Source organism: Siphonobacter sp., from assembly GCF_048595215.1.
In the GTDB taxonomy this organism is placed as follows: domain Bacteria; phylum Bacteroidota; class Bacteroidia; order Cytophagales; family Spirosomataceae; genus Siphonobacter.
In genome coordinates this window covers 1-13,620 of record NZ_JBMDWJ010000217.1, presented here as the reverse complement: position 1 = coordinate 13,620, position 13,620 = coordinate 1, and the positions used below count along the sequence as shown (strand labels likewise).

At 50.0% G+C, this 13,620-nt stretch carries 8 protein-coding genes; 5 read left to right on the top strand and 3 right to left on the bottom strand.

Annotation, left to right across the window (positions count from 1 at the left end; all coding sequences use genetic code 11):
• The first annotated feature begins 324 nt into the window (after nucleotides 1-324).
• Nucleotides 325-1,443, top strand: a complete 1,119-nt coding sequence (locus ACOJTG_RS13535) for a S41 family peptidase (protein ID WP_420154306.1) — start codon at nucleotides 325-327, stop codon at nucleotides 1,441-1,443.
• A 47-nt stretch (nucleotides 1,444-1,490) separates the two neighbouring features.
• Here ACOJTG_RS13535 and ACOJTG_RS13530 read toward each other — a convergent pair whose 3' ends face one another.
• The gene (locus tag ACOJTG_RS13530) at nucleotides 1,491-1,838 is read right to left on the bottom strand and encodes a bleomycin resistance protein (protein ID WP_420154305.1); all 348 of its coding nucleotides are present in this window, start codon (nucleotides 1,836-1,838) and stop codon (nucleotides 1,491-1,493) included.
• A gap of 38 nt (nucleotides 1,839-1,876) precedes the next feature.
• Nucleotides 1,877-3,571, bottom strand: coding sequence for a GMC oxidoreductase (locus tag ACOJTG_RS13525; protein ID WP_420154304.1), 1,695 nt, complete (start codon nucleotides 3,569-3,571; stop codon nucleotides 1,877-1,879).
• 547 nt (nucleotides 3,572-4,118) lie between these two features.
• Here ACOJTG_RS13525 and ACOJTG_RS13520 point away from each other — a divergent pair.
• Complete coding sequence (locus tag ACOJTG_RS13520) at nucleotides 4,119-4,667, top strand: DUF6630 family protein (protein WP_420154303.1); 549 nt, start codon at nucleotides 4,119-4,121, stop codon at nucleotides 4,665-4,667.
• 75 nt (nucleotides 4,668-4,742) lie between these two features.
• Here the strand turns inward: ACOJTG_RS13520 and ACOJTG_RS13515 are convergent, their stop codons facing one another.
• On the bottom strand, nucleotides 4,743-6,314 hold the full coding sequence (locus tag ACOJTG_RS13515; RefSeq protein ID WP_420154302.1) for a Na+/H+ antiporter: 1,572 nt from the start codon (nucleotides 6,312-6,314) through the stop codon (nucleotides 4,743-4,745).
• 278 nt (nucleotides 6,315-6,592) lie between these two features.
• On the opposite strand from ACOJTG_RS13515, the gene ACOJTG_RS13510 reads away from it, so the two are divergent.
• From ACOJTG_RS13510 to ACOJTG_RS13500, 3 genes are all read left to right on the top strand, one after another.
• Complete coding sequence (locus ACOJTG_RS13510; RefSeq protein ID WP_420154301.1) at nucleotides 6,593-9,004, top strand: ABC transporter permease; 2,412 nt, start codon at nucleotides 6,593-6,595, stop codon at nucleotides 9,002-9,004.
• A 589-nt stretch (nucleotides 9,005-9,593) separates the two neighbouring features.
• Nucleotides 9,594-11,993: an ABC transporter permease gene (locus ACOJTG_RS13505; protein ID WP_420154300.1), complete on the top strand. Its 2,400-nt coding sequence runs from the start codon at nucleotides 9,594-9,596 to the stop codon at nucleotides 11,991-11,993.
• Nucleotides 11,994-12,101: 108 nt separating this feature from the next.
• Nucleotides 12,102-13,620: ABC transporter permease (locus ACOJTG_RS13500; RefSeq protein ID WP_420154299.1), on the top strand; the 1,519-nt coding region annotated here is incomplete at its 3' end.

The following is a 13,620-nucleotide window of genomic DNA, read 5'->3' as shown; positions in this document are numbered from 1 at the left end:
CAACGTATGGCCTCGTTATTCACCTAGACTGAGTTTGGTGCTTCAGACAGGGCTGTTCGGTAGCCCCATGAGCCTCTCCACGACTAATGACAGCCCGCTTAGGCCCAACGCATTGCGGCTGTCATAGGTCGTTCCGTTGCTCACGGGCGGGAGAGGTTTTCTTCTTCCAGCAATAGTTGATGATTGTCAGAATATAGTCGGGTACCTCCATGGGTGATATAAAACCGGGGCTCGCATAGAATGCATACGGACTAAATCACCAGCCATGCTTGAGGGACCAGATCCGGTCTTTTCAAGGCAAAAGAATTAAACAACACCTACTTCATGCGAAAAGCCTCTATCCTACTACTCTTACTAAGCTGGACAACCCTCACGGTTGCTCAGCAAAATCCCGCGTCTACGCCTACAGACACTACGCTCTCGATGCCCGAAAAGTGCTTTGAGACGTTTTGGCAAACCTTTGAAGATCATTACGCTTTTTTTCGTTTGCGGAACATCGACTGGCAGGCCCGCTATCAGCAGTACCGACCCCGCGTCACGGCGACTACTTCGGATGACTCTCTTTTCTCGGTGTTATCCCAACTGGTAGCTCCGTTTCAGGATGATCACATTAATATCATCATTCCCGGCAAACGGCAGTATAAGGCCCGAAAACCTTCGACATTTCTGGCGGATTTTCCGCATAAAGAAGCCAAAGCTTTATTCTGGAAAGCTACGGATGCCACGCTGGAACGAAACGGGTTTCAACCCGTACAAACGATTGGGCCCTTATTCCGTAATACTCCGCTTTTTTCGTATACGCGTTCGAAACACTACGGCTACATCCGAACGGGTCGGTGCTTTGCTTCCGAAGATACGTCGGATGACGCCCCACAGGATGCCACGCTGGCGGGAGCGATCCTGGACTCGGTCTTACGGCAGATGGATGGTGTACAGGCCCTCCTGGTAGATGCCCGGATGAATATTGGAGGCAATGATGAATTTTCGTACGCGTTTGCGGGTCGGTTTACGCCGAAAAAAGTACTGGGCCACAGCAAACAGACCCGAAAAGGCGGTTATGAAGACTTTACACCGCTGGAAAAATGGTACATTAAACCCGAGTCGAAAAAGCCCTTTACCCGACCCGTCGTCGTACTCACCAATGACCAGACCGCGAGTGCCGGCGATGTACTGGCGATGATTTTGAAAGCCTTACCCCAAACGACGCTCGTGGGTGAAAATAGCAGGGGCATTTATTCCGATATGTACGGCTTTGAATTGCCGAACCAATGGCAGATTTCACTATCCAATCAACGTTATTACGCGGCGGATGGCGTTTGCTACGAAGGGAAAGGTACACCCGTAGATGTAGTCGCAAAGAATACCCGCAACGAAGCTGAACAGATGCAGGATGCCGTTCTATCGGCCGCTCTGGCTCGTTTGAAGCAGGGTACGACTAAGTAGCTAAGAGGACGATTTACACGGTCTTTTCGATCGGAATACAAAATCGCTTAGACATTCTGCCCGAACGTAAGCAGATTAGTATCTGGATCGAGTATTGAAAATTCGATCACGCCCCAGGGTTTATAATCCAATTCGGTTGACTTCAGTCCTTGATCCTGTACAAACTGGTACCATTCCCGGATGTTGTCGGTACGAATGTAGATCTGTCCATAATTTTCAGCCGGATCGAGTTCTTTGAACTCAAAAAAGTGAATTTCGATGGCATCCTTTTTCACCATCAGATACCCTTCGTAATTCACCGTTCCCAGCTCCGCGAATTGCAATTGATGAAGGTAAAAATCCCGGGTAGCGGCCTTATCCCGCATGGGTAATTTGGGGTGAATGTGCGTGAGCATAGAGTGTTACGTTTGGGGTTATGAAAGGCTTGCTAAGATTACAAACGTCGGGCTTTTAATTCCTGGGCGGCATACGCAGCGGCCCGTGCCGTCAGAGCCATGTACAGCAGCGAGGGGCTTTGATTACCGGTGCTGGTCATACAGGCTCCGTCGGTCACGAATACATTGGGTACGACGTGCATCTGATTGTGAGCATTGAGCAAGGACGTTTTCGCATCACGGCCCATCCGTACCCCGCCCATTTCGTGAATGTCGAGGCCCGGAGCCTGCTTGCTGTCGTAGGTTTTAATAGTGGTACAGCCTGCCTTTTCGAGCATGGCCTGACTTTCCCGAATAAAGTCCTGAGTCATTTTTTCATCGTTTTCGTCGTATCCCACCGAAGTGATCAGACTTGGAATACCCCAGGCATCGGTCTGATCCGTACTCAATCGTACGTGATTGCTAACCTTCGGAATGGTCTCGCCTTGCATGTACATGTAAATCTGCCAGGTACCGGGTTCGGTCATGGCTTTTTTAAATTCCGCTCCAAAGCCCGGACTCTCAGCCGTAAGTTTTCCTTTCGTCCGGTAAGCTCCCAAAAAGGTAGTGAATCCGCCCAGATAATCGGTATCCTGCGTCGCCAGATTCCGGTAATTGGCGATGATGGCATCCGTCGGATTTCGGCCGAAATAGTAGCGGTCAGTAAATCCCGGCATTTCCGCGTGCAAACTGGCCCGGTAGTTATGAAAGGCCACGTATTTGCCCAGCAGTCCGGAGTCGTTGCCTAGTCCGTTCGGGAAACGATTCGAGCGGGAATTGAGCAAAATCAAATTGCTGTTTAAAGCGGAAGCATTCACAAAGATGACACGGGCCGAAAAGTCAATGACCTCTTGGCTCTCCGCATCAATCACCCGAACGCCCGACGCTTTCTGCGTGGCTTCGTCGTAGCGAATGGAGTGTACGACGGAATGCGGCCGAATGGTAAGCTTCCCCGTTTTCTGAGCCCAGGGCAAGGTAGAAGATACCGAGCTAAAATAGCCCCCGTACGGACAGCCCCGCATACACAGGTTACGAGCCTGACACTTTCCCCGTCCCTGTTGTAGATGAATGTCTTTGGGTTGCGTCAGGTGAGCCCAGCGGGCCTGCACCAGATGACGATCCGGGTAGTGTTTTTGAATGGATTCTTTGATAGCCGTTTCTACGCAGTTGAGCTGAAAAGGCGGGAGAAATTCACCGTCGGGCATGGCTTCAATCCCATCCGCATGCCCGCAAACCCCGATGAATTTCTCCACGTGTGCGTACCAGGGAGCAATATCTGCGTACCGAATGGGCCAGTCGATGCCGTACCCAAACCGCTGGGGACCGGTAAATTCGAAATCGCTCCACCGCTGACAGGCCCGACCCCAGGTCAATGATTTACCACCTACCTGATAGCCACGAATCCAGTCGAAAGGTTGCTCCTGGATGTAGGGATGATCCTGATCACGAATGAAGAAATGAGCCGTATCCGAGCCAAACCCGGCGGCTTTGCTGATTAAGGGATTTTCATCCAGAAACGCTTTACTCATCCGGCCCCGGTGTGGTACCTGCCAGGGATGCAGGGGGGCGGTCGGATAATCTTTGAGGTGCTCAATCGAGCGTCCGCGTTCCAGTACCAGGGTTTTTAAGCCCTTTTCGCAGAGTTCTTTGGCCGCCCAGCCGCCACTAATACCCGAACCGATGACAATGGCATCGTAGGAACGTTCTTCTTTCATTTCAGCAACGTACAGTATTGGTGTAATCTAACACTAAAATAAAAATTTATTTATTTTTTATAGTGATAAACTAGGAATACTACTATCATTTTCTGGGGGTATAGGTAATGCTTTGTGTTTTCTTAGTAGGCTGGTTTTAGGTGATCCTGGTCTGGTGTCTGTGAGGCTAGACCAGGATCGACCCATCATTCCATGACGGCTTCAAATCGGGGCAAACGAGGTATTCGTTTTTTTAGTAAGCTGAGTTGGGAAGATAGGTTGCTGGGCGTCGCAGACGCCCAACCAGGACCGCCCCGATTATTAAATCGAGGGCGAGCGATTAAACTAGTAACTTATTCATATTTTATTGAAATATATTATGATCGAATCGGTAGGAATTGTAGCCATGAAGAAGCTATTTTTGTAGCAGTGCAGATTCTGAATAGGTCCCCTACCTACCCATTCCGCATGTATCACCCTACGTTTTACATGCTTTTACCTGACTCGCCGTCGACCGGGTTACGAACCTGAGCTTTACTAAGGAATTTTCATTCATTCACCCGCATCCATGAGCTTCTTCGCCAACTGGTTTGGTCCAAAAAAGAAAAAGGACCAGCCTGATTTCGCGTTTTACGAAAATTTAATTCATAGGCTGGTCGTCTCTGAAACGCTGAAGGATAAACTGCTACGGAAGGTTCGTCAAGCTTTCGATCGTCCGGAATCGTTTTTTGACGAAAAAGGTGAGTACCTACTGGCGGCTCGTGGGCTCTCGCTTAAGGCCCACAAGGCCTTGTTACCCAAAATCGCATTCGTCGATATCTTACTGAATCATAACGAAATGGCGGAAGTGGACTGGAAAGAAACCGAGCAGGAAGTTCGCTATTGGATCATCGCGTTACTAGCAGCAAAAAACTATCCGGGCTCACTGTCGAACGAAGAGAAATACGGTCGTAATGTTCATACTGGCGAGGTCCTAGACTTAATTAACCAAAACGAATTGAAGCCATTGGGCTATGCTCTGGAAATTCTGGATATCGATTCGGATAGTTACGTATTTACCGTCGTGCCACTCCATCAACAGGAGGAAGTTCAGGAAATGTTTAGATTACTGAAATAAGGAACTTCGACTCGTTTGTCGTGGATGCAACGGACTTGCGTAGATGCTACTGATTTTGGCTCTTTCAAAAGTCTTCTACAAATAGTGAATTTTTTCTTCCTCCAGATCCAGCCGTAACAGATGTTTGCGGATGACTTCTTCGTTCACCAGAGGATCCTTGTTCCACTCGCGGAGCCATTTCCGCTGCTGATCTAACATTTCCAGATAGACTTCCCGCGATTGCGTACTGAGCAACTGATCTTCCAGCACCAGCGTACTATTTTCCCATTTCTGCACCAGCTCTTTTAGCACGGGCTGATCATTCAGGCCCATTGGGTACTGGTCTCGCAATCGTTTTAGACTCTGCTCCACCAGTCGTTTGTGCATGGCATGGTAATCATCTTCTTCCGGCAGAAAGTGGTCCATATCGGAAATCCGAAAGGCCCGAATCAGGTACGGCAGGGTTAGTCCCTGCACCACTAACGTCAGCAAAATCACAATAAAGGTGATGAACAGGATCAGGTTCCGTTGCGGAAATTCCGTGCCGTTATCCAGGTACACGGGAATGGATAACGCCGCCGCCAGCGACACAACGCCCCGCATCCCGGCCCAACCCATGAGAAAAGGAGCTTTATACCCCGGGTGCCGCGTGTCCGCTACGGTGATGTATTGTCTAGCAAACAGCGTAACGAAGATGGCCGAATACGTCGAGATCATGCGACTGATCATCAGCGTACCCGTAATCAGCACGCCGTAACCGATGGCGGTATAGGTGCTAACGCCGTCGAGGTTCGCGGTGATTTCCGGCAAGTCCAGACCAATCAGCATAAAGACCAGTCCGTTCAAGATAAAAACCAGCGACTCCCAGACATTGCTCGTTCGCAGGCGACTTGTACTGCTCAAAAACAAATGACGCCGCTGCGATAGGAAAAGACCGCCACTTACGACGCTCAATACGCCCGAACTGTGAATTTCTTCCGCCGTGATGTACATGATGTACGGAGCAACCAGTGTAAAAACCAGATCCGTATTGGCATCGGTGGGTAAGAGTCGGTGCGTTTTGAAAAACAGTAAGGCAATCAATATACCTACGCCGATTCCGCCCAATACCATCCAGACAAAATTCAAAGCTGCATTTCCCGCCAGAAAATGGCCCGTACTGACGGCAATCAGGGCAAAACGGAAGATGATCAAACTGGACGCGTCGTTAAGCAGACTTTCCCCTTCCAGAATCGACGACATCCGTTTGGGTACTTTCACGAATTTCAGAATGGCTCCGGCACTTACGGCATCGGGCGGCGATACGATACCGCCCAGCAAAAAGCCCAGAGCCAGCGTGAAGCCGGGAATAAAATGGGCGGCGACCAGAGCCACTGAAAACGCCGAGACAAAGACAATCAGAAAGGCAAAGCTGGTAATGATCCGTCGCCACCGCCAGAGTTCTTTCCAGGAGGTATTCCAGGCAGCTTCGTACAGGAGGGGCGGCAGGAAAATAACAAAAATCAGTTCCGGATCAATCTGGATGGAGGGCAGTCCCGGCAGAAAACTGAAGGCCAGCCCCGCCAATACCAGAACGATGGGATAGGCTATCCGGATTCGCTGGGCCAGCATGATGAGTAAGACAATCGCAACAATGAGAGCTAGATAATAGGGGAAAACGTCAAGCATGGAAGTGTTACACAAGGGATAGGTCCGTGCTAAAATAAAAGGAAGGTCGATTTTTACGCATGCCATTGGGAAAAAATAAAGCGTAGAAAGGCTTGGGGATACTGATTGAAACGTGAGGGCTCCGGGTCAACTTTATATAGCTGTCCGAAAGCGAACGATCTCTGTTCAGTTTCGGACAATTTCATTTTTCACAACTGCTGATTTTCAAACACTTACCTGCTTACAATAGGCAACGGCACAACTTTAGACCAGCGTTAGCAATCGATCGCTGATTTGCTATGCTACGTAATTACTTCCTCGTCGCTTACCGGACCCTTCTGCGTTATAAAGGCTATACGCTACTCAATGTTATTGGCCTTACCCTGGGCCTCACTTGTGGTATTCTGATCTTTCAGGTTCTTAAATTCCAGAGCAGTTTCGATGCGTACCACGCTAAAAAAGACCGAATTTATCGGGTAATGACCGAATGGCACTCCGATGGTGTAGGCCGTTCGAGTGGCGTCCCTACGCCCATGGCTAAAGCCTTACGGAACGACCTGTCTTTTTTCGAGCGTACAGCTATGATCTTCGATCAGCATGACATCCTGGTTTCCGTACCCGATGCCAAGGGACGTCCGCTCAAGAAATTTAAGGAAGACCATTCTATTGCCTACGTAGAACCCGAGTTTTTCAGCATCATGGATTACCAGTGGCTGAATGGCAACGCACGCCTGTCGTTGACGCAACCCAACAGCGTCGTACTCACGAAAAAACTGGCGACCAAATTCTTCGGTACGGAAGACCCGATCGGCAAACGCCTGAGAGTCGGCAATGAACTGGATTTAAAAGTAAGCGGTCTTTTAGCCGACATTCCGGAAAATACGGACGTGCGTCAGGAAATGTTTATCTCCTGGGAAACGCTCAAAAACTATAAAAAAGCGGGCGGGCCTGGACTCGATAACTGGGGAGGGGTCAATTCCAGTACGCATTGTTTCGTTCTGATGCGTCCGGGCGTGGACCCCAAAACGCTGGAAAAGCCCATGCGTAAGTTTATTAACAAGTATCACACCAAGGATGGCAACGAGTGGTTTCATCCGTTTATTTCCGTTCAGGACGCTCACTTTGCCTTCGATTTCGACGCCCAGATTAGTAAAAGTCAGTTATACGCCCTGACGATTATTGGCTTGTTTCTGGTACTGACGGCCTGCATCAATTTCGTGAATCTGGCAACGGCTCAGGCCCTTAAACGTTCGAAAGAAGTAGGCGTACGCAAAGTCATCGGTGGTACGAAAGGACAGCTTTTTGCTCAGTTTCTTTCCGAAACCGGACTCATTACCTTGTGCTCCGTTATTCTGGCCGTACTGTTGACCGAGCTGGTTTTGCCCAGCGTCAACCACTGGGTGTATGAAACGGCGGGGCTTAATCTCTTCGGCAACCTTCAACTTTTCTCCGACCTGCCCATGCTCTTGTTCCTGTTGGTGCTGGTAGTAGTAGTTACCTTCTTTTCGGGTTCGTACCCTGGACTGGTACTGGCGGGTTTCCAGCCCGTAGCAGCGTTGAAAGGCAAAATCAGTACGCAACAGGTAGGAGGCTTATCCGTACGCCGGGGTCTGGTGATGGTACAGTTTGTGTTGACGCAACTGCTCATCATCGGAACCATCGTGATTACCCAGCAAATGGATTTTTTCCGGGGAAAAGATATTGGCTATGATCCTACCGCGATTGTCATGGTGAATTTACCCACGCCGGACAAAGTCACCGAGTCCCTTCGTCATCGGTTCATGCAGATACCAGGGGTAGAAAAAGTTTCTTTTTCGTCCTATGCTCCCACCAGCAATTCCAACAACAATACCAACCACCGCTTCGATACCCGGCAGGAAGACGAGAAATGGTCCGTTAATACCAAACCCATCGATTCACACTACCTGCAAACCTTTGGCCTGAAGCTCGTAGCCGGTAAAAACATTCCCGAAAGTGATACCACGCGTGCGTTTATGGTGAATGAAACGTACGTAAAACGGCTGGGTGGCAATCTGAAACCCGCCGATGTGGTCGGACGTAATATGACCGTTTGGGGCCGGACCGCTCCCATCGCTGGGGTCATTAAAGACTGGAATAACCTTTCTTTCCACAATCAGATTCAACCCGTGGTCTTGTTCTCCGATCATAACCTATACTACGCGGGAGCGTTAAAGGTCAGTACGGCTCACCTCCCCCAAACGCTGGCCGGGATCGAACAGCTTTGGAATGAAGTGTATCCGGATCACCTGTACGATCAGACTTTCCTGGATCAACGCATTGCTCAGTCGTACCAAACCGAAAATTTGATTCTGAATCTGATTCGCGTCTTTTCCTTCATCGCCATCATCATTGGTTGCCTGGGTCTGTACGGACTGGTCAGCTTCATGGCGGCTCAGAAAACCAAGGAAATCGGCGTTCGGAAAGTACTCGGGGCCAGCGTAGCTCAGATTCTGGCTTTGTTTGGAAAAGAGTTCGCCAAACTGGTGGTACTGGCCTTCGTTGTAGCCGCTCCGCTGGGCTGGTGGGTGATGTCGGGCTGGCTGGAAGATTATACCTATCGCATCAGTATTGGCTGGACGACCTTCCTGGTGGCTATTTTCACCACGGCCTTCATTGCTACCCTGACCGTCGGCTGGCAATCCTTCCGGGCCGCTACGGCTAACCCGGCGAAGAGTTTGAAGAGTGAGTAGAGGGATGGGTCAATTATGTCGCTTTAAACGGACCGAGTTCGTCCTTTGGAGACGGCTGGCTAGTAGCCTGTGAGCCTTCCAGGCTGGACCACTCCATGCCTAACGACAGCCCGCTTTAAGCCACCGCATTACGGCTGTCGTAGGGCATTCCGCGGCTCACAGGCGGTAGGGGTTTTCTTCTTCTAACAGAAGTTGATCATTAATGGTTGTTTGAAGTTTGCCGATTTCTGCATAGACGGCATAAAACCGGGCCCCGTCCTATCCCATTCCATGGCGGAATTCCATTCTGGGGCTCAAGCCGCCTTCCATTCCATGGGGGCCACCATGGGATGGCCCCCATGGAATGGTTTCATCCGCAACGCGGTGGACCAAAGCAGGATGAAAAGAGCGGTGGGCGTGCCGGCATGGAATGCATAGGGACTAAACAACCAGCCATCTTAGCGGGACGAAAACAGCCGTGTTAAATCACACCTCTTGCTGTATACATTAATCCATCATTATCAAGTTGTTAGCCGTTTAGCTCATTAGGACTTTTTGAAGAAACCAATACGAACTCTTTCTAGCCATCAACTGATAAATCATCAAACTCATGCTACGTAACTACTTCCTAGTCGCCTATCGTACCCTGCTTCGGTACAAAGGCTATACGCTGCTTAATGTACTGGGACTAACGTTAGGCATTGCCTGTAGCATCCTGATTTTTCAGGTGATTAAATTCCAGACCAGCTTCGATCGCTATCACGCGAACGCAGATCGGATTGTGCAGGTAACTACGGAAAGTAAGAACGAAAATGGCGTGAGTCATTCATCCGGCGTCCCCGCCCCTGTCGCCAAAGCCCTGCGAAACGATTTTGCCTTTCTGGAACGGGTGTCGGTGCTCATGGCCGTGGGCAATCGCCTCATCACGATTCCGGACAGCAAGGGTTCCGTTCAGAAAAAATTCAAAGAAGAAAAAACCATTGGTTTCGTCGAACCCGATTACTTCCATATTCTGGATTATCAGTGGCTGGCGGGCTCGCCGAAGGAACTAACGGCCCCCAACACCGTCGTGCTTACCCAGAAAATGGCCGAAAAATACTTTGGTACCCAACAGGCCGTTGGAAAGGTGATTCGCCTGGATAATACCATGGATTTGAAGGTGACGGGCATCCTTGCGGATATTCCCGAGAATACGGACCGCCGCCTGGAAGTGTTCGTTTCGTGGGCCTCCATGCCCAAGCAATGGGACGGTATTCAGGTGGATAACTGGGGCTGGACTAATTCCGGTACAAACTGTCTGGTACTCTTTAAAAATGAGGCTGACATTGAACGTTTGAATAAGCTGATGCCCGCATTCCGTCAAAAATACCTGGGCGAAGAGGCCAAAGAGGGCTCCTACCCGCTGGTACGTTTGAAACGACTGCATTTTGATTCGAATTACGGCGGAGCGAAGGATACCATGTTTTACGTACTGGCGGCGATCGGTCTGTTTCTACTGCTAACGGCCTGCATCAATTTCGTGAATCTGGCCACGGCTCAGGCTCTTAAACGTTCGAAAGAAGTAGGCGTACGCAAAGTCATCGGCGGTACGAAAGCCCAGCTTTTCGGTCAGTTTCTCACCGAAACCGGACTCATTACGCTCGTCGCCATCGTGGTAGCCGTGGGCCTCAGCGAAGTACTGATTCCCCTGGTGAATGCAGCCATCAAAAATCAGACGAGTATCAATTTTACGGGTACGTTTTCCTTCTTTCAGGAACCACTCCTGTGGGCTTTTTTACTGGGTTTATTACTAGTGGTGACCCTTCTGGCGGGTTTTTATCCGGGTATGATCCTATCGGGTTTTCAACCCGTAGCGGCATTGAAGGGCAAAATCAATACGCAGCAGGTCGGTGGTTTATCCGTACGCCGTAGTCTGGTGATCGTCCAATTCATCATCACTCAGGTATTGATTATTAGTACGATCGTGATTACCCAGCAAATGGGTTTTTACCGCAACCAGGACATTGGGTACGACCCTTCGGCGATCATTGTCATTCCCAACCCGACGCCCGAACAGACCAATCTGCAAACCTTCAGGCATCGTCTTACACAGGTACCCGGCGTCGAAGCCGTATCCTTTTTTGCGGCTCCGCCTACGTCTACGACTAATTTCTCCACCAACCATCGGTTTGGTTCCCACACGGAGGATGAACCCTGGAGTCTGGTAATCAAGCCAGCTGATTATACCTATGCGAATACGTTTGGTTTGAAATTGCTGGCCGGTCGGAACATTATTGAAAGTGATACGGCTCGGGAATACCTGGTCAACGAAGCCTACGTTAAGAAATTAGGATTAAAAATTCAGGATGTACTTGGCCAGAATTTAGATGTCTGGGGCGTATCGGCTCCCATCGTAGGCGTGATCAAAGACTTTAACAATTTGTCCCTGCGGGAAGAAATCAGTCCGATTGCGATATTCTCCGCTCGGGATTTCCAAAAATTCGGGGCCGTCCGCGTCAGCACGCGTGATTTGCCCGGTACTTTGGCGGGCGTGGAGAACGTCTGGAATGATACCTATCCCAATCACCTCTACGAGCAATCGTTCATGGACGAGCGTATTGCGAAAATGTACAAGAGTGAATCCCTGATGCTGCAAATCATACGAGTCTTTTCGTTCATCGCCATTTTTATCGGCTGTCTGGGTCTGTACGGACTGGTCAGTTTCCTGGCGGCCCAGAAAACCAAGGAGATCGGCGTTCGGAAAGTACTCGGTGCCAGTTTGATTCAAATTTTAGGACTGTTTGGAAAAGAATTTGCCCGCCTGATTCTCGTAGCCTTTGCCATCGCGGCTCCCCTGGGCTGGTGGCTGATGTCGCAGTGGCTGGAAGAATACACGTACCGGATTTCAATCGGCTGGGAGACGTTTGCTCTGGCCATTCTGCTAACCACCGCTATTGCCGCCCTGACTGTGGGCTGGCAATCCTTCCGGGCCGCTCTGGCCAATCCGGCCAAGAGTTTGAAAAGCGAGTAGGGTTTTCAAGTTGATTGTTGTTGGTTATTAGGCCTTCCCGAGAAAGCTCCTAATTCATTTGCCTCTACACCAACAACTATCAACCCCTAACCATTAACTATTCATCTCATGTTTCGTAATTATTTCAAAATAGCCGTACGTAACCTCTGGAAGAATAAAACGGCTACGTTTATCAACGTATTCGGTTTAACGATCGGGCTCACCTGCTGTCTGCTGATTGGCTTGTATATTCAGTACGAGGTTAGTTTTGATCGCTTCCAGCCCAACGGTACGCGTATTGCCCGGCTGGTGATGGACTATCGATTCGACAGTAGTCCTGAAACGAAACAAACCCCGGTGACCAGTACCAAGGTGGCTCCGGTCTTCAAACGCACCTTTCCCGAAGTAGAAGCGGCGGTTCGGATGATTGAGGAACTAACGACCGTCCGCCAGCAAGACCATCTAGTCTCGGAAAAGCATTTCTACTTCGTCGATTCTACGTTTTTCGATATTTTTCAGGCTGAATTCATTCAGGGAAATCCTCAGAAAGCCCTGGATGGTCCGCATAAAGTTGTACTGACCGAATCTACGGCCCGCCGGTATTTTGGGCAGGCCAACCCCATCGGTCAGGTACTGGTCACGGGAGCCGATACGGTGTTGTACGAAGTGACGGGCGTCATCAAAGATTACCCCGCTTCTTCGCAGTTGCACGCTGATTTTCTGGCCTCTTTTTCTTCACTAGGCGTCAATCAGGAGCATACGTATTTCAACGCCAACTACACTACGTTTCTTTTGCTCAGGGATGAACAGGCCTTTGCTTCCTTACAGGCCAAAATTCATCCCTTCATGAAGAAAGAGATGGCCGGTTCGGGAGCCAGTGTCACCTACTGGCTGGAGCCCTTGCTGGACATTCACCTGCACTCGCCCTACGACAGCTTCGTTCCGAATACGCCCATCGTGTACCTGTACATACTGGCGGGCGTGGCCTTACTGATTCTGCTGATTGTCTGCTTTACGTACATCAACCTGAGTACAGCCCGTTCGATGGAGCGAGCCAAGGAAGTAGGCGTTCGGAAAGTGATCGGGGCGGGGAAAGAACAATTATTCTGGCAGTTTATCGGCGAGTCCGTCCTGACCTGCCTGATCGCCATGGCGTTGAGCCTTGATTTGGTTTTAGTAGTACTCCCGTATTTTAACGAACTGGCGGGTAAATCCTTGACCGGAGCCAGCCTGCACAGTCTGCCTTTTCTACTGTTTCTGGTAACCATTACGCTCGTGGTGAGCCTGCTGGCGGGGAGTTACCCCGCCCTGGCCTTGTCAAAATTTCAGCCCGTCAAAGTACTGAAAGGCTCGTTTCGGCATACGCGTTCGGGGCAATGGCTTCAGCAATCGCTGATTGTCTTTCAGTTTACGATTTCGATTTTCCTGCTGGTCGCCACCTGGCTCATTCAGAATCAGTTGAATTTTATTCAGGAGAAAAAACTGGGTTACAATCGCGATCATGTCGTCGAGGTCCTGCTCAACCGGAAAGTACTGGACAACCTCTCAACCATCAAACACGAACTGCTGGCGAATCCGGACGTACAGAGCATCACCCGCTGCGTGGCCTCCCCCATCAACATTTACAGCGGCTTCAACATGCGATCCG

Coding starts and splice junctions, on each gene's coding strand:
- ACOJTG_RS13505 (WP_420154300.1), top strand. CDS start 9,594: ATGCTACGTAACTACTTCCTAGTCGCCTATCGTACCCTGCTTCGGTAC.
- ACOJTG_RS13515 (WP_420154302.1), bottom strand. CDS start 6,314: ATGCTTGACGTTTTCCCCTATTATCTAGCTCTCATTGTTGCGATTGTC.
- ACOJTG_RS13520 (WP_420154303.1), top strand. CDS start 4,119: ATGAGCTTCTTCGCCAACTGGTTTGGTCCAAAAAAGAAAAAGGACCAG.
- ACOJTG_RS13530 (WP_420154305.1), bottom strand. CDS start 1,838: ATGCTCACGCACATTCACCCCAAATTACCCATGCGGGATAAGGCCGCT.
- ACOJTG_RS13535 (WP_420154306.1), top strand. CDS start 325: ATGCGAAAAGCCTCTATCCTACTACTCTTACTAAGCTGGACAACCCTC.
- ACOJTG_RS13525 (WP_420154304.1), bottom strand. CDS start 3,571: ATGAAAGAAGAACGTTCCTACGATGCCATTGTCATCGGTTCGGGTATT.
- ACOJTG_RS13510 (WP_420154301.1), top strand. CDS start 6,593: ATGCTACGTAATTACTTCCTCGTCGCTTACCGGACCCTTCTGCGTTAT.